Here is an 18,182-nt window from a genome sequence, read left to right as displayed (position 1 = left end):
TTGTGATTTGCAACTCGCCTGATGGGTAGTCATCTTGTTATCAGATGACGGGTGCAAAGATAAGGCGAAAAATCCGTGCGAGTGCAAAAATAATCGGTTTAAATCCTTGAAATCCATGGTGTTAGGAATCGGTAGGAATCATTAGGAATCAATCGGAATAAAATCAAGGAATCAATCGGAATGCAAAAAACACAAAAAGCGGCAACCACCATCCTTTTGTCGGATAATCGTTGCCGCTTTCAATAGCGTATTTTTTGTTTTCAGAAAACAACAGATGATAGTTATTCCGTTGTCATAGCTTTGTAGATTTCTTTCCCGATTTCTTTATCTTTATCCTTCCAAAGAAGGTAGTCTGGATGATTTGAAGAAACATGTTCTTTATTTCTTTTCAATGTTTTCAGTTTCTTATTCATTCCATCTGACATATTTTTTATAGCCTTATCATCGCTATACTTAAGTACCCCAATTCCAATCAAAGCACGGATAAAATCAATAGACTTCGTTCCAGAGCGAATTGCTTCTACGTCTATGGAAATAGCCATTAGCATAGCCACCTGTACATTGGCTGTCAAGTCAATCACATAAGCTGCTTTTTCAATTTGATTTCTGGAAATCTTTACAACTTTATTTGGCAAAGTAAAAGTAGGTTTCATTACTTTATTGATGGCATCTCTACAGTCATCTGGGATGCATACTTCATCAGGAACTGCATTTTGCTGTTTTGTATAGGATTCCAGATTCTTTATCAACTCGTTTTGATAGAGTTGCTCTTTGAGTCTTAAAACCACAAGTTCGGTACCCATGATATCATACATTTCTCTTCTTGAAAGGTGCAGATAACGCATTTGAGGTACGATATCTTTCTTTTTCAAGTTGTGGGAATGAAAAATTCCTCTTGGTACTTTGTCTAGCCAAGCTGTAAGCCTGTTGATTTCAGATTCTATTACTTCCGTTTTAGCCAGCCCCAATGGAACTTTTAAATAGTTGTCGTCGTATCTTTTAAAAAATCCATCCTTTTCATTGGAGAAAAACTTTTTCATTCTAACCAGATGTGTCTCGTAAATCTTGTTTCTATCCTCTTCTCTATGTATATTTGCCACAAGATTCTGGATTTTATGGCAGAGATTTTCTAATTTCTTTTTAGTTGAACTTGATATTGCTGAGTGATTATTTGTGAAATCTTTCAACTTATTGAGAATTCGACTTGTATTTTTGCAATCAACATCGCAAAGTGTTAGGGGAATTTGGGCGCAGTAGTGCTCACTTAGCCTAATGAGTTCTTCTGCATCCTCATCCTTGAAATCTCTTGGTAGCAGTAAACTTGTTACTAACTCAATCTTATTTTCTTCCTCCATGAATGGCATAGAAATATCAAATGGGGATGGATCAATTTTTCTTTTGTATGGTTCGGGGGGCAACAGGCATTCCTTTGGAATGTCAACATCTGCTGTTAAAGTGATGTAGCCAACCTTGCCAATAACCTTGGCCTTTACTATTGTTGTAGAAGACTGCTCTTGGGGAAATACACGTTGTATTTCTTTGGTGTAGTTTTCTGATATATAGCCAATCTTATTGTAGTTCTGATAGTACACGGCAATAGCGTTTGAACTATAAACGTTGTCAGGTTCTCTTTTCAAGTAGACCATTGATGGAATAGGCAGTTGTGCTACAAATTTTTGGGCATTTTGGGTCTTCTCCTCGAAATTCTTTCCAGGCATTTGGTATCTGATTGCAGTAATCTCGAAATTCATTTTTATCTATATTATTAAGTTTTCTATATTATGTTTTAATATTCTCCATACAACTCGGTCTAATCCTCCTTATCCAGATAAAAAACTTCCAAGGAGAGGCAAATCCACTATTGGCTTCTCATCTTGTCATCATTAGTAGTAAGGAACTTAGCGTTTGCCTTTCCCTGATGCTGAAGAAATTTTTGTACTTGAAATACTTGATTCATAGCTGTTCTTTTTTTATTTTGATGCAAATTTACGATAAAAAAACAGAAACGCAAAGCAAAATCTCGCGTTTCGTGATAAATTCACGTAATTTAATATTAAAAGCTGTGTTTTTCGTTATTTTTCCTGCTTTAAAAAGCCAATTCTATGGTAAAATTAAATTTATGTATAGCTAAAGAGCTTCTTTTAATCTTGCTTATCTGCAATAAAAATGAAAATAAATCCCATTTCTTTTTGTTTTTTGCCAGTTTCTTCGTACCTTTGCAAATGGATTCGGCAGGAGCCGCTTCCAGACATTTTAGTAAAAACAAAGCATTGACTATTATTGTGGTCTTCCAGAAAAAGCCTAGGAAACTTTCTTTCTGAATATACGACCGCACCAATAATGGTTGGCTTCATCTGTGGTAAGCATAGGTGAGCCTCTCGTCAAATATGTAGAGTCAATGTTCATGCCCGATATAGGGTGTGAGCATTCTTATATTTGACGGTGGTTCAGACATTTCCTAGGCTTGCCACGGAAGACCTTAAGAATCGTTCACACCCTTCTTTTGTGTCTCTTTGCGTGTAGCCTGATGATAGTTGGATGCAGCTATTAATAACTATCAGAATATGGCAGACAATATTGATGAACTACATCGAAAAATAAAAGATTTGGAGAGTGAAGTGGCTTATCTTAATGCTCAGTTGAAGCAAGATAACCGTTTTGGACTTCATTGGATAGATGTGCCTGAAGCTTTTGAAGCTGGAGGAGAAAATGCTATTCCGATTCTTGAGGAAGTACCCGATCTTTCCATCACGACAGATGATGGAAAACCTACTCATATACTCATAGAAGGTGATAATTATCATGCTCTTACTTGCCTTAATTATACGCATCAAGGTAAGGTGGATGTAATTTATATTGATCCTCCTTATAATACGGGTAGTGATGGGTTTACGTATAAGGATAAGAGATTCCTAGATAAATATCCTGATGGTACCCAGTTGCCAAAGAATCATCCGTTACGTCATAGTTCTTGGTTGTCGTTTATGGACAAACGAATGAAACTCGCATCTTCTTTGTTGAAAGAAGATGGAGTTATCTATATCAGCATTAATGAAGAAGAATATGCTAATTTAAAGTTGCTGTGTGATAGTGTTTTTGGTTATTCTAATTATATTACCACTATCACAATAAAAGTGCGTCATGAGAATAGAATTCTCAAGGGTGATAAACCTATGCACGAAACGACAGAATTGCTTTTGATGTATAGGAAGTCAGACAAGTTTAACATAAGTAAACGTATAGTTGATAATTCTGATCCTAAAGATTATATTTATGAAATTGAGGAGTTGATAGATAATCCGGAAATAATTATGATGGGAGGTAAGAAAGTAAAAGTCTTTCATCCTGGAGAATATCGGATTGTAGAATATGAACCAAGTTTTGAACATCTTAAGAAAATAAATATTCGTGGTTCCATAAAGACGGGTAATAGTTCCGGAAGATTTCACATGAGCTACCTCGAAGAAAGAAATAATGATTTTGGGGTAATTTATAAGGTCCCTAATATGGGGGATGATGGCAGGGATGGTAGATATTTCCTCTCTAGAAGCGATAGTTCTCACGCAAACGGATTTTACTTCCAGGGAGCACCTTTACAGAGAAATGACACAAAAGAAATTCCATATCCTAATTTCTTGGATTTTGAACAAGAGTTCAATCTGGTTGGAACAGAAGGTGGCGTTCCTTTTGATGGCGGAAAGAAGCCGATTGCATTTATACAGTATTTGTTGAAAATAGCTAAAGGTAATAATAAAAATCTTGTTGTTCTAGATTTTTTTGCCGGTAGTGGGTCTACAGGGCATGCATTTTTGGATGGAGGCTATACAGGCCAGGTAATCTTAGTTCAAGCGCCAGAAAAGACTTATGAAATCAAAAAAGGCAAGAAGTTAGCCAAGAACAATTGTAAGGGCGTTTTTAATGCTGGATTCGAAACTATTACACAGATAACAAGAAAACGTATCGAAAATGCTATTGGCGGATATGTGACTGACAAAAAGATTTCGAAAGTATTATTTGAGGAAGAACTGACTCCTACATCATTAAAGAAAGTTCCTGATTATCTTGCAAGGATAAACGAAATAAAGCAGGAAAATGAAAAGTTGTATCATTCGTTTGATGTGCATGTTAAAGATGGGGTGCTTATGCTGCAAGGAGAAATCTCGAAAAAGAAAACTTGTCCGCCTCTCGGCAATTCTCTCAAGTATTATCGCACTTCTTTCGTAGGAACAAGTACGGCCAATCAGGCTACAGACCATGACAAGACAATCCTTGCCCAAAAGGCTGGATGCCTGCTGGCCTTGGCTGAGAATACGCTTTACGAAATGAAGAAAACTGATAGCTATCAGATATTCAAGGACAAAAATCATGATGTATGGACGGCAATCTATTTCAAAGAAGATTATCGCCCGAAATATTTCAACGAATTTGTTCATGAAGTAGAGCAGCTTCAGGGCGTGAAGAATGTATATATTTTCAGTTGGGGCGACGTCGGTTCTTTCGATTCCTATTTCGAATATCTTTCTGGGGTAAATCTGAAGAGCATTCCTCAGCCTATCCTCGATATTTACAAATCTTTAAATGCTTAAGAAAGTATGGAACAGATACCTTTTCAGATAGAAGCCGTTGATAAACTGGTGGCTAATATAAAGCGATTATGGGGACATGGAGATCGCCAGATTCCTGTTGTACTGAAAGCTCCTACAGGAAGCGGTAAGACTTATATGACTCAGAAGATGATTTGCGAGATGGCAGAACAGCCAGATTGGGATAGAGAGGTGGCTTATGTATGGATTACATTCTCCGACGACCTCGCCATGCAGAGCAAGCATAAGTTTGATGTCTACTTCCCTACGAGTAAGCATGGGCGATTGTTGACGATAGAAGATTTTAGTCTTGGGGCTCTGCAGAAAAACGATGTGCTTTTCATCAACTGGCAAAAACTGGTGAGCGAGAAAGCCGGAAACCGTATATACAGACGACCGGAAAATCCAGATGAGCGACATGAGAGTAGAGTATACTTCGAGGATTTTGTAGAGAATACCCATGCCAACGGCGTGGAAATAGTATTTATAATCGACGAGTGCCATCTGAATGTAACCGAAGCTGCTAATCGTGACGTGATTAGCAAACTCGACCCGAAAATCTGCATTCATGTCTCTGCTACTCCGCCTCCTGAAGTGATGGTAAAAGCTGCAGATTATGACTCGAATGTGGTAATAAAGCATGAAGATGTGGTAGCACAAGGGCTGATTAAGGAGAGCATCGTTACCCAGACGAAAGAGGATTTGGATAAATATCAAGGCGAAGATGAAGATCATGTCCTGCTGAAACTTGCTATCGAAAAGCGTAGGGAACTTAAAGCGGAGATTGAGGCCTTCGGCAAAAACGTCAATCCGCTAGTTATTATCCAGTTGCCAAATGATGATGAAACCTTGATAGAACAGGGGCAGCCTACCAAGGAAGAGATTACGAAAGAATATCTTATCTCGCAGGGGGTAAAGGCAAACAGAATTGCATCTTGGTTTACTGGTAAGGCTAAGCCTGAGGGGCTGGAACGGAATGATAGCGAATACGAATACCTTCTGTTTAAAACTGCAGCCGGTACAGGTTGGGATTGTCCCCGTGCTCAGGTTCTGGTCATGTTTCGTGATATTAAATCTGAAATTTTCAGTACTCAGACCATCGGTAGAATTCTCCGTGTTCCAATCATGCACGAAGAAGTGTCTAAGGTTTTCCGTAATGGTTATCTTTATACCAACTTCTCACGCAAAGCTGTAACAGAGGCTGATTATGGTGGAATGGGCAACAAGCCAAAAACGCTTATCTCTTACAACAAAAAGGGGGAAGACTACATCATCGACCCGAATCTGATGACAGAAATGCTGTCGCGTGTAGATTATGGAGATTTGGGTAAATCGGGTGAATTCCAACAATGTCTGTTTGATACATTCAATCGCTATTTCGGCATTACTGATGAGGATGTGTTTGATGATGTTGTAAAAAGGAAACTAGAAACTAAAGGACTCTACTTGAAGGGAAATTTAGCGCATGAGATAGTTTCAGATGCTCAATTCTATGATTACGAAAATATTGGAATCAACCTCAAGGAAGCTAAAGGGGTAGAGCGCGAGTGGAGTAGGAGTGATGTGCAGAAACTCTTTACTTTCACTTTGGTGGAAATCCTGCGTTCGCAATCAGATAATGATTGCAAGGTGGGAAACATCGTGCGTTCTGTTCCAACTTTGAAAAGTGCCATACGCTTGTGGTTCAAGTATTATGCTCTGAAGAATGAAGACGAAGACAAATGGTATCGTATTTTCTTGCATGATGCATTAAACGGTTCTGCTTCAAGTATATTCAGACGCCTTATCACGGAAACGCTTAAGGCATACCATCCTTTGCTCGAAGAACAACTACGTAAGCGCAGAGAGGAAAACCGAAAGCGACAGAGTGTTCCTTTTGTCTTGAAGAAGATGTATTCTTATACAGAAGAACATGATGAGTTGACGGAGCAGAAATGCCTGTTGCATCCTTTCTTCTTGGGCCAAAACTATACTGGCAGAAAAACGGAAGAGAGCTTTTACAAGTTTCTTGAGGGTCAGGATGGTATAGAATGGTGGTTTAAGAATGGAGATAGCGGTAAGGATTGGCTTGCCATTCGTTATTTCAGCGAAGAACGCAACGAAGAAGCACTTTTCTATCCCGACTGGATTTTCAAAAAGAAGGATGGTACTATCGGTATCTTTGACACCAAAGGAGGTCAGACGGCTGCATCTAAAGACACGAAAAACAAGGCTGAGGCTTTGCAGAAGCGACTTTCCATGTTGAACAGGTTGGCTGAAGGCAGAATAAAATACGTTGGCGGTATTGTAATAGCTGCTAATGGCACATGGTATTATAATGATAATGAGGAATATGCCTATCAGCCTGGTAGTACAGATGGATGGAAAATGATGCAGGATATGTTTGATGTGCTTATGGATGGGGGTAGCTTGAATGCAGAAATTCTTCATAGCATCTCTCCTTCCGACCGCTTCACCCGTTTTCTCCCTCTGTATTCCATTCAGGCTGCCTGTGGTTACTTCGAAGAATATGAGGAGCCGGAGGCGGAAGGATGGGTGGATGTATCTTCATTGCCTTTCACTCCGAACAGGGAAATGTTCGTGGTTCACGCCAAGGGCAACTCTATGCTGCCGAAAATTAAGGATGGAGACTTGTGCGTGTTTGAGCGTTACCATGGAGGTTCGAGGGAAGGAGAAATCGTACTCTCGCAAGTAAATGAATATTACGAGGAATATGGCGGAAAATACACCATCAAAAAGTTTCATAGCGAGAAAACTGCAAACGAGGACGGGATAGAAGTTCATTCTAAGATAGAACTCCAACCCCTCAACAAGGATGGCTTCAAGACCATAGAAGTTCCAGAAGATAATGAAGCAAATATTGCCGTTATCGGCATCTTGAAATACATTATCAACTAAAGATAAAAGGGCAAAGGCATTACCTATCATCAGGTAAATACTTTTGCCCTTTCTCTTTATTCTACCTCCTCGCACATCGCCATCTCTGCGCCACGATAAATAACAACGAGCTGATGAAGCTTCGTTCTCTTTACTGATTCGCGCACGATGTCGCTATCGGCGTAGCGCCTTACCTGAGCAGAGGCTTCCTCGAAGAGATGGTTCAACTGCTCATCGCTGGTGCCCGGCTTACAATATTTCAGCTCCACGATGTAGGAATCTTCCATGTCCTTATAAATGTCGCAGAGGGGTAGGAGGAATATGTCAGCATAACCGCCATCGTTGTCCAGTTCCGAGATTGGACGGTAGAACTTGCATTGGCTCGTCATCGCCAGAGTGAAACCATGTACGTAGGCCTCGCCCTTCTGCTTGTCGCGCTGGGAGGAGAAGCGTTTCAGACAATCGGCTATGTAGGCAAAGTAGGGTTTGAATGCGCCTTCGTAGGCAAGCTTGCTCTCCAGTTGGGTTTTGTCGTATTGCTCAAAGGTGAGGTCGTTCTCCTTGTAGGTATCCAGCAGATAGGTGTACATCTGGTCGCGTACCACCTCGTTGGGAACCACAAAACGGGTGTTGCCCTGGTAGGTTCCGCCTATCGTTACCATGCCGAAATAAAAGAGCAGACTCAGGAAATTGTCAGGATCGTTGATGCGCTCGGCAGGGAAATTCTCCATCAGGGTTCCCGTGGTGTATCCCTTGGTTACAATATCCTGTATGATGCTGGCATCGAGGGCAAACTCCTTGTCATGGCGGATGAGCATGCGAATCTTATCGTAGTCGATGCGGATGTTGGTTTCCAACATGCTATCAGGAATATCATAATCGTTGCGAATGTAATTGTCCACAAAATTGAGCACCATCACGGAGTTGTACATGGTTGTCTTGCCATATCTTCTGATGCTGAAACAATAATTATCATACCATGGTTTCATCACTTCTATAAGCTCATCCACGCTATGGCGGAATGGCAGCACGCTAGAGTAATAAGCCAGCATTTCACGTACTTCATCCTCGGTAAATCCTACCATCTCGTTGAACTCAGGAGATAGGGAATAGTTGGTTCCAATGTTGAAACCGCTGGTCAGATCATCCATGGTTACGGGGCTTACTCCTGTAACGAAGACTCTACCCAACGAATCTCCTGCAGCTCCCTTGATTGTGTCGAAGAAATGGCGCAAATATCCCTCGCCGTGAGTCTGCTCGCGGTATCGGGTTTCATGCTCTTTGTGGGCAAGAATCTGATTGGTAAAATGATCGTACTCATCGATGAAAAGATAAATCTTCAAGCCTGTTTCAGCACATTTGTCGCATAGAAATCCCAATTGGGCAACGGCATCTTCCTTCTGGTTCATCTCTTCCTTTATGCCCGGTGGCAACAGGTGGGCGTATCTGCTGCAGAAGGTATTGAACTTGTTGCTGCAATGGGCATCAAGTCCTTTTTTATAATTATCCAATCCTGCTGAAATCATGGCAAAATTCAGATGCAGGATAAGATAACTGTTGCGTTCGGGGGTAGGATTTTCTCCGATGTAAAGTTTCCCGAAGAGGCTTTCGAACTGATCTTTCTTATTGATGTCGTAATAGTTTTCGAGCATGGAGATTGTAAGGCTCTTTCCGAAACGGCGAGGGCGTATGAAGAAGAAATATTTGTTTGATTCTTCTATATTCTCAATGAAAGGAGTCTTGTCAACAAAGTAGCAATCTTCCTTGATAACATCCTCGAAATTCTGCATTCCATAAGGGATGCGCTTGCGATAGATTCGCTTTTGTCTTTCTATTTTTGCCATAATCGAAACCAGTTTTTTGTTTTTATGCCGCAAAGTTAAGATTATTATTTGGAATAAGCAAAGATTTTGGGGCTTTTTCTTGGTGGTTTATCGAAAATTACCTCCTTTTTTTATTCTCCTCTTTTTAATTCTAACCGGTATTATGATAAATAAACATTATGAGATAAAGAAAGAGGTGAAATTTGGAGCCTGAAAATGGAACCTGTTCACCCCTTTCTGATCATTTCATTCTTTAACTTACTTTCTGCCTGTTCTGAGATTAATTCTCATTTCAATCAAAAAGAAATATCTCAGAACAGAATCTTACATCATGCCCGTAAGCCGCTGGATGGCGATGACTGCCTGGTTGTATTCATTAATCGCATCAGCATGCTTCATCAGAACATCGATGGTTTCCTCGATAGCATTCACGTATTCTACATACGAAATTTCGCCATTTTCATATTCTATCGCACTCAACTTCGAAATTTGCGCAGAATGAGCCTGATTATTCTGCTCGTAATATTTCAGACGGTTGGATGCTGCCTGGAGACGCTTCGTACAAAGACGGAAATCGCGCTCTTTTTCTGTCTGCTCCTGGCGCATTTCGATTTCAGCCAATTCGCGGTCTTTCTGGGCTGCCTTTACTTTTGCCTTCGTAGAACCGTAAAATAAAGGGATGCCTACGCCAATCTCGAAACCGAAGAAATTGCCCTCGGCAAATCTCGAACGGTCTATGTTGTATGGATTCCAACTGGAAATGACACATTGGGTGCGCAAAGATAAGGATAAACTTGGAGCAAAACCAGATTTGGCAGCCTTGATTTCCTTATCCAGAGCGATGAGCTTGTCCTGCTGGTAAATGCCGTCGGCAGACTGCTGATAATTATAGGAATTGAGATTCTGGGCTGCGATGGCCGAGAGATTCTCTTCTGCCGGTTTTATGGGCTCCTGCGTGTTGATCTGCGTCATGAGGTCGATTTGCAGGCGCTCGATTTCGCTCTTTACATCTGCCATTTCCAGACGGTTTTCGTTGCATTTGCGGTCGGCTGAGAGATATTCCAGCTGGCGGTTCTCTCCTGCCTTGTAACGCATTTCTGCAATCTGGCTGTAACGCTCTAATACTGAGTCGATTCGCTCCAATATCTGGAGTCTGTGAGTCTGATAAAGCATCTGATAATAGGTGTTGGCGATTTCAGTCTTCAGTTGCTGGCTAACCACGTTCAGGCGGCTCTTTTCTGCCTGGGTTTCAGCCTTCAGCTGGTTGCGGCGTGAGGCGTAGACGGTAGGAAAATCGAGGCTCTGGGTAAAGGTAAAGCCGTTGTCCGATTCGCCACCCGTAGCAGGATTTTGAGAGAAAGCGACCTCGGTTTTATCCAGTTCCCAAGCCGTGCCTTGCATCACCTGCGCACGCTCTACCGACTTCTTTCCTGCCTGCATCTGAAGGTTCTGTCGGGCTGCCAAATCGAAACATTCCTGCAGGGTTACTTTCCTGCCCGCAATATGAGTATCAAAATGCTGGGCTCCAGCTGGGGATGGCAGCAGGAGCAGGATGGCGGCAAAGCAAGCCACCACCCTATTCTTTGTTATCTTTTTTCTGTTCATTATTTTCTTAATTTCTAAATCTTACTTTTTCGTAAACATCTTGTAGATGGCTGGCAGAACCAGGAGCGTGAGGAGCGTGCTGGTAATGAGACCACCAATCACAACCGTGGCAAGAGGACGCTGGACTTCTGCTCCATCGCCATGGGATAATGCCATCGGGAGGAAACCCATAGAGGCTACCAGGGCCGTCATCAGAACCGGACGGAGACGAATCATGCAACTGTCAATAATTCTTTTCTGAATAACAGCCGCCAAACTTGCGCCATTCTCCTCAGGAACCACAGCCGCCTGCTTCTGCATCTGGTGCATCTGACCTATCAGCACGATACCGTTGAGAACTGCCACACCAAAGAGGGCGATGAAACCTACGCCCGCCGAAATACTGAAAGGCATTCCGCGCAACCAGAGCGCCCAGACGCCACCTATGGCGGCAAGCGGAATGGCGGAGAACACGAAGAGCGACTCCCGCAGATTCTTGACCGTGGCATAGAGCAGCAGCAGAATGATGATGAGCGCTACCGGAACCACGATTATCAGGCGCTGGGTGGCACTCTGAAGATTCTGAAACTCGCCACCATAATTATAATAGTAGCCCTCAGGCAGCTTCAGCTTCTCATCAAGGATGGACTGAATATCCTTCACGGTACTCTGCACGTCCCTACCCTTCACGTTGAAACCTACGTAGATGCGGCGGGCACCATTCTCATGAGAAACCTGAGCAGGAGCCGGTTCGTAAACCACATCAGCCAACTGAGAAAGCGGAATACTCTCGCCACCAGCCAGCGGAATACGGAGCGACTGAAGCGACTGGAAGTTGCGCTCCTTAGGGTCAAGACGCAGAACGATGTCAAACTTTTTATCGCCTTCGTACACAGCTCCAGCCCTAGCGCCCGCAAAGGTGGTTTCAAGAATGCGGTTGATTTCGTCAACAGTTACCCCATAAGCCGCCATGCGTTCATGGTTGTATTTTACCTGAATCTGAGGCAATCCGGAAACCTCTTCCACGAAGATTCCACTCACGCCCGGCACATTCTTTATCATTCTTGAAACCTTATCAGCCTGCTGGGTAAGCACATCGAGATTGTCGCCAAAAATCTTAACCGCTACATCCTGCTTGATGCCCGTAAGCAACTCGTTGTTACGCATCTGGATAGGCTGCGAAATCTCAGCCTTCAAGCCCGGAATCGTCTTCAGGGTTTCTTCCATCTTCTCCATCAGTTCGGCGGTAGTTTCTGCCGAAGTCCATTCAGCTTTCGGCTTGAGCGCCACCATGATGTCGGCCCTTTCTACCGGCATCGGATCGGTAGGAATCTCGGCGCTACCTATGCGGCTCACCACCTGCTTGATTTCAGGATATTCAGCCTTCAGAAGTTTTTCAGCCTTGGAGCAGTTCTCTACCATCTGCGAGAGCGAAGTGCCCTGCGACATGCTCATTTCTACCGCAAAATCGCCCTCTTCCAGACTCGGAATGAATTCGCCACCCAGGAAATGGAAGGCTACTGCGCTCATGCAGAAGAGCGAAACGGCGCCGGTAATCACATCCTTATATCGCGCCAAGACCCATTCCAGAACCGGTCGATACCAGCCCTGAAGTTTCTCTATCATTCTGTCGCTAAAGGTTTTACGCACATATCCCTTCTTGCTCAGGAAGAGCGCACTCGCCATCGGAACATAGGTGAGCGAGAGGATGAAGGCACCCAGGATGGCGAAGAAAACGGTAAGCGCCATCGGACGGAACATCTTGCCCTCGATGCCCACAAGCGTCATCAGCGGAATGTAAACTATCATGATGATGATTTCGCCAAATGCCGCACTCTTGCGGATGCGCGAAGCGGAATCATGAACCTCCTCATCCATCTCTGCCTGAGAAAAACGGATGGGAGTATCGGCAGAATTTCTCGCCTTCCGCTCAATACTCTTCACGCCCAGATGGGCCACAACAGCCTCTACGATAATGACGGCAGAATCGACTATCATACCGAAATCGATGGCTCCGAGCGACATCAGATTGCCGTCGATTCCGAAGGTCTTCATCATGCCGAAAGCAAAGAGCATGCTGAGCGGAATGACGCTCGCCACAACCAGTCCGGCACGCCAGTTGCCCAGGAAAATAACCAGCACGAAGATGACGATGAGTCCGCCTTCAATCAGGTTTCGGGCGATGGTTCCCTCCACTCGGTCAACCAGGTTGGTTCGGTCGATAAACGGCTCGATAACCACGCCTTCGGGCAGGGATTTCTGAATCTGCTCTATGCGCAGCTTCACATTCCTGATAACCTCCTGAAAGTTTTCGCCCTTCAGCATGATGGCTATTCCGGCAACCACTTCGCCCTCGCCATTTCGGGTAACGGCTCCGAAACGGGTGGCATGACCCAGCTGAACCTTCGCCACATCACCTATCTTAATAGGAGTGCCGTTTACGGTCTTCACGGCGATATTTGCCACATCTTCCAGACTCTTCACCACGCCTATGCCGCGGATGAAATACTGGTTGGAATTTTCCTCTATGTAACTTCCGCCCGTGTTGGCGTTATTCTTTTCGAGCGCATCAAACACCTCGCTCACAGTCAGATTGCTGGCGTTGAGCTTATCCGTATTGATGGCCACCTCATATTGCTTCACATAGCCTCCCCAGCCGCTCACTTCCGTTACGCCCGGGGTTCCCGAGAGCTGTTTTCTCACAATCCAGTCCTGGATGGTTCGCAGCTGGGTGAGCGAATATTTGTGCTCGTAGCCCTTCTCGGCGCGCACGGTATAATGGTAAATCTCGCCCAGTCCGGTAGCAATCGGTCCCATCTCGGTTTCCACATTTTTGGGCAAATCTTTCTCCACCTGGGTCAGCATCTGGCTCACCTGCGAACGTGCCCAGTAGATATCTGCATCATCATCAAAAACGAGGGTGATGACCGAGAGTCCGCTTCGCGAGATGCTTCTGCGCTCCTTGAGTTCGGGGATGTTGGCGAGCGCCATTTCTACCGGAGTAGTTACGTATTGCTCCACCTCCTGCGCTCCGAGCGAAGGCGCCTGGGTGATAACCTGCACCTGATTGTCGGTAATATCCGGCGTAGAATCGAAAGGAAGATGGATGAGCGAAACGATGCCCCAGATGACGAGGGCTATAGTGAAAACTCCCACCACCAGCTTGTGGCGGATGGAGTAAGTAATCAGTTTCTGAAACATAATCTGTTTTTCTTTAAAAAGCTCTTTATTGATGAAAAGCTCACCTTATATTAATGCTCATCCGCATGTTCGCCCGTGAGCGAAGCCAGATAATATGCATTTTCTGTCACAATCTTCTTGCCCTCCTGCTTCAGATGTTTGCAGAGTTTTACCTCGGTATAAGCTCCATCCGAAACGCCCGTAATAACCTCGTGGCGGGAGAAACTGTACTCGCCCTTCTCTGGCTTGCCGTTCAGAGCGAAGACAAACTGCTTGCCGTCGGTACTGACGATGGCCTTGGAAGGAAGGGCGATGCACGACTGGCTGCCCGTAGCTATCTTGCCGCTTACGTACATTCCGTCGAAGAGTCGGGCTGAGCCGTGAACGCCGCTGGTTTTAAGAGACTGCGCATCTATTTTTACATGAACAGCAACTGATTTCGAATTATCGTTAAAGTATTGGTTTAAACCATAGACATGGCCGACGAGCTTGATGCCCGGCTGATTGGTAAGCGAGAGATAAACCTTATCGCCCGGCTTTACCTTCTGCAAATCTTTCTCGAAAATGTTCAAATCGCACTCTATCGCCTGGTTGTTCTGAATCTTCATGAGCGGAGTCTGCATGTCGGCAAAGCTGCCCAAGCTGGCTGTAATCTGCGAAACCGTACCCGCAATCGGAGCACGCAAAGGGAAGGCTGTGGTAAACTTGCCCCTGGCTACGGCGGCGGTAGAAATGCCCATCTGGGCAAGCTGCTTGCCGATGCCGATGAGGTTGGCGTGGGCCACATGATACTCCTTAGCTGCCTGCTGCGCATTCTTCTTGACGCCAGCTCCGGCCTTGTTCAGCAGTTTCTGTCGCTCCAGGTCGGTAAGTGCCAGTTCGCACTCCTTGCTGGCAGAAAAATATTCGCGTTGCAGACTGACCACATCTGTATTTTCGACCAGCGCCACCACCTGTCCGCGCTTCACATTCTGTCCTTCCTTCACGTAGATAGCCTTCACCACGCCACCCATGAGCGAAGCCACATCGCCCTTGTTCTGAGCGCGCAAAACGAGCTGGCCGTTGGCTGCAATCGTAGCATCCATCACGCGGTCAACCGCCTCGCCCATCTTCAGATCTACCGCATCAACTTGTTTCTGAGAGAGCGGAATATTATCAAAATCCACCTCTTCATTTTCATGCTCATGTCCGTGTTCGGCATCATGAGCCTCTGCTCCGGCGTGGTTTGAGAAAAAGGTGAAACCACACCAGGCGAAGATTGCCGCAACGGCAACCACCAATATTCTTTTCATTTTTTCTTCTTTTAAATTGATATTTCATTAAAACTTGAGTGCAAAAGTACGCACCTTTCCCTGCAACCCGGTTGCAAAAACTGCATCCTGGTTGCTCTAACTACAGAAAATCAACAAAAAGAAGGAGGTCCTCGCCTACTGATGGCCGTTTCGTCAACACAAGGAAGGCTGGCTGCAAACTGCTGCCAACGTACGCTAATAATCGACGAGGTAGGGATAAACAAATACTCAGAAGAAAGCACGGAAAGAAGATGGTTGCCATCGAAAAGCTGCTTCTGAATGCTCTTCAAAATCTTGCCGTTGGTTACAAAATAGTACATCTGATGCACGCGGCAACTATCGTTTTCATTCTCATGATGCTCAGTATGCTCATCGTTGAGATTACCATCCTGCTGGCAACGTTCTACAACCATACATATACGCCCCATGTGGTGATGATGTATCACCACCGTAGAGAGCAGCACACTCATCGTGGCCACAAGGAGGCTGAATAAGTATAGTTTCTTCTTTGCCATTTTATTCTGTTTCCAATTTTACGATTGCTTTCATTCTGCCCGCAAAATTACATTAAAAGAACGAAATAGCCAAGTAAAACTGAGAAATTTAGCATTTTTTCTTAAAAAAATTAAAACCGAGTACCCATAAAGCCCTTTGAATACGTAATATGAGTAGTTTTTTAGTAACTTTGCAACATAAAATTAAAAAATAGAAATGAAAAAAGTATTTTTAATCTTTCAATTACTCCTTGTAGTAATGCTGGCTCAGGCGCAGATGATGAACCCTGTGAAGTTCACCAGCTCGCTGAAAACAGACGGAAGTGCTGTGGCCGAAATCGTGTTTAGCGGAAAAATCCAACCGGGATGGCACGTCTATTCTACCGGTTTGGGGGGCGATGGTCCGATTTCCGCTTCGTTCAACGTAAACAAGCTTGAAGGAGCTGAGCTCGTAGGCAAACTTCAGCCACGCGGCAGAGAGATTGCAAAGTTCGACCCTCTCTTCGAGATGAAACTCCGTTATTTTGAAGGTAGCGTTACCTTTGTACAGAAGGTGAAGTTTACCCAACCAAATTATCATATTGATGCCTATCTGGAGTATGGCGCCTGCAACGACCAGAACTGTCTGCCACCAAGCGAGGCTGGTTTTAAGCAGAGTGGCAAATCGCCAGCCGTTGATGCTCCGGCAGCTGGGGCAAAAGATGCTCTGAATACAAAGGATGCAAAGGCGATTGATCCTGCCCTTGCAGCCAAGATGAAGGCAGATTCGCTTACCAAGGCCGCAGCCCTGGCTCAGACCGACAGCGCTACTCAGCCCGTAGATTCCGCAGCTTTGGCATCAGCTATGGAAAATCTGAACGTCAAGGACTTATGGAAACCGGTTGTTAAAGAACTTCAGGCATTTGGCGGAGCTAACGACATCGCCAACCATTCGCTCTTCTATATCTTCTTCATCGGTTTTGTGGGCGGTCTGCTTGCGCTCGTCATGCCTTGCATCTGGCCTATTATTCCGATGACCGTAAGTTTCTTCCTGAAGCGTGCTAAGAACGATAAGAAGAAAGGTATCCGCGATGCGATTACTTATGGTTTGAGCATCGTAGTCATCTATCTGGTTTTGGGTCTTGCCGTAACAGCCATCGCAGGTCCTAGCACCCTGAATGCGCTCAGCACAAGTGCCGTTTTCAACATCATCCTCTTCCTCCTGCTTGCCGTTTTCGCCTTCTCGTTCTTCGGTTGGTTCGAAATCAAATTGCCTGACAGTTGGGGAAATGCGGTAGACAATAAGGCTTCCAGCACCACGGGTATGATTTCTATCTTCCTGATGGCTTTCACCCTGGTATTGGTCAGCTTCTCATGTACAGCTCCTATCATCGGTTTGCTGCTGGTTCAGACCGTAACATCCGGCGACTGGCTCGCTCCTACCGTGGGAATGTTCGGTTTTGCGCTGGCTCTGGCGCTCCCATTCACCCTCTTCGCCCTCTTCCCATCATGGTTGAAGTCGGCTCCTAAGTCGGGTTCGTGGATGGAGACCATCAAGATTGTGCTCGGCTTCATCGAGCTTGCCTTCTCTCTGAAGTTCCTCTCTGTAGCCGATCTGGCTTACGGCTGGCACATCATGGACCGCGAGGTATTCCTCTCTCTCTGGATTGTTATCTTCGGTCTGTTGGGTCTCTATCTCATCGGCAAGCTGAAGTTCCAGGTTGATGCAATCGGGGGCGACATCAACAAGCCTATGCCTGTAGCCTGCATCATGTTGGGTCTCTGTTCTTTGGCATTCTCGGTTTACATGATTCCGGGTCTCTGGGGTGCTCCTTGCAAGGCTGTGAGCGCATTTGCTCCACCTATTAATACACAGGACTTCAACCTCAACACCAAGACCGTAGAGCCTGCTTACAAGGATTATGAGTTGGGAATGGCTGCTGCCAAGGCTTCCGGCAAACCGGTATTGCTTGATTTCACGGGTTATGGTTGTGTAAACTGCCGCAAGATGGAGGCTTCTGTCTGGACAGATCCATCGGTTGCCGATAAGCTGACAAAGGATTATGTTCTCATCTCACTTTATGTAGATGACAAGACTCCTCTTCCTGAGCCTATGGAGGTAACGTTTAATGGCGAGAAGCGCACCCTGCGAACCGTTGGCGACAAGTGGAGTTATCTTCAGGCAAGCAAGTTTGGAGCTAATGCCCAGCCATTCTATGTGGCTATTGACAACGATGGCAATCCTCTTGCAGCAGCCTTCAGTTTCAAAGAAGATGTTAGTGCTTATCTCGACTTCCTGAACAAGGGTCTAGATAATTACAGAAACAAATAATGTTTTTGATTTAATAGTTCAAATAAGGCCGGTATTGG

The 18,182-nt window shown here is 44.7% G+C and carries 10 protein-coding genes; 3 read left to right on the top strand and 7 right to left on the bottom strand.

Annotated features, from left to right (window positions below; all coding sequences use genetic code 11):
• Positions 1 to 281: 281 nt before the first annotated feature.
• The gene (locus tag NQ544_RS04290; protein WP_006846612.1) at positions 282 to 1,751 is read right to left on the bottom strand and encodes an HIRAN domain-containing protein; all 1,470 of its coding nucleotides are present in this window, start codon (positions 1,749 to 1,751) and stop codon (positions 282 to 284) included.
• A 390-nt stretch (positions 1,752 to 2,141) separates the two neighbouring features.
• Entirely contained in the window at positions 2,142 to 2,354 is a 213-nt protein-coding gene (locus tag NQ544_RS04285; RefSeq protein ID WP_040552577.1) for a hypothetical protein, read from the bottom strand.
• Between the two features lie 210 nt (positions 2,355 to 2,564).
• On the opposite strand from NQ544_RS04285, the gene NQ544_RS04280 reads away from it, so the two are divergent.
• Both NQ544_RS04280 and NQ544_RS04275 read left to right on the top strand, forming a co-directional pair.
• Positions 2,565 to 4,586 (top strand): DNA methyltransferase, encoded by a 2,022-nt coding sequence (locus tag NQ544_RS04280; protein WP_006846615.1) that lies wholly within the window; start codon positions 2,565 to 2,567, stop codon positions 4,584 to 4,586.
• Positions 4,587 to 4,592: 6 nt separating this feature from the next.
• Positions 4,593 to 7,481, top strand: coding sequence for a DEAD/DEAH box helicase family protein (locus tag NQ544_RS04275; protein WP_006846616.1), 2,889 nt, complete (start codon positions 4,593 to 4,595; stop codon positions 7,479 to 7,481).
• Positions 7,482 to 7,537: 56 nt separating this feature from the next.
• Here NQ544_RS04275 and NQ544_RS04270 read toward each other — a convergent pair whose 3' ends face one another.
• The 5 genes from NQ544_RS04270 to NQ544_RS04250 form a co-directional block, all read right to left on the bottom strand.
• Positions 7,538 to 9,304 (bottom strand): ATP-binding protein, encoded by a 1,767-nt coding sequence (locus NQ544_RS04270; RefSeq protein WP_006846617.1) that lies wholly within the window; start codon positions 9,302 to 9,304, stop codon positions 7,538 to 7,540.
• Positions 9,305 to 9,607: 303 nt separating this feature from the next.
• Positions 9,608 to 10,888, bottom strand: a complete 1,281-nt coding sequence (locus NQ544_RS04265) for a TolC family protein (RefSeq protein ID WP_006846619.1) — start codon at positions 10,886 to 10,888, stop codon at positions 9,608 to 9,610.
• A gap of 21 nt (positions 10,889 to 10,909) precedes the next feature.
• A complete protein-coding gene (locus NQ544_RS04260) occupies positions 10,910 to 14,068 on the bottom strand; it encodes an efflux RND transporter permease subunit (protein WP_006846620.1) in 3,159 nt (1,052 codons plus the stop codon).
• Positions 14,069 to 14,118: 50 nt separating this feature from the next.
• A complete protein-coding gene (locus tag NQ544_RS04255) occupies positions 14,119 to 15,339 on the bottom strand; it encodes an efflux RND transporter periplasmic adaptor subunit (RefSeq protein WP_006846621.1) in 1,221 nt (406 codons plus the stop codon).
• A gap of 110 nt (positions 15,340 to 15,449) precedes the next feature.
• Entirely contained in the window at positions 15,450 to 15,854 is a 405-nt protein-coding gene (locus tag NQ544_RS04250) for a DUF6769 family protein (protein WP_040552582.1), read from the bottom strand.
• Positions 15,855 to 16,050: 196 nt separating this feature from the next.
• Here NQ544_RS04250 and NQ544_RS04245 point away from each other — a divergent pair, with 196 nt between their 5' ends.
• Complete coding sequence (locus NQ544_RS04245; RefSeq protein WP_006846623.1) at positions 16,051 to 18,144, top strand: protein-disulfide reductase DsbD family protein; 2,094 nt, start codon at positions 16,051 to 16,053, stop codon at positions 18,142 to 18,144.
• Positions 18,145 to 18,182: the final 38 nt, after the last annotated feature.

The sequence above is a fragment of the Segatella copri DSM 18205 genome (genome assembly GCF_025151535.1).
Classification (GTDB): domain Bacteria; phylum Bacteroidota; class Bacteroidia; order Bacteroidales; family Bacteroidaceae; genus Prevotella; species Prevotella copri.
This window is presented reverse-complemented; position numbering and strand designations above follow the sequence as displayed.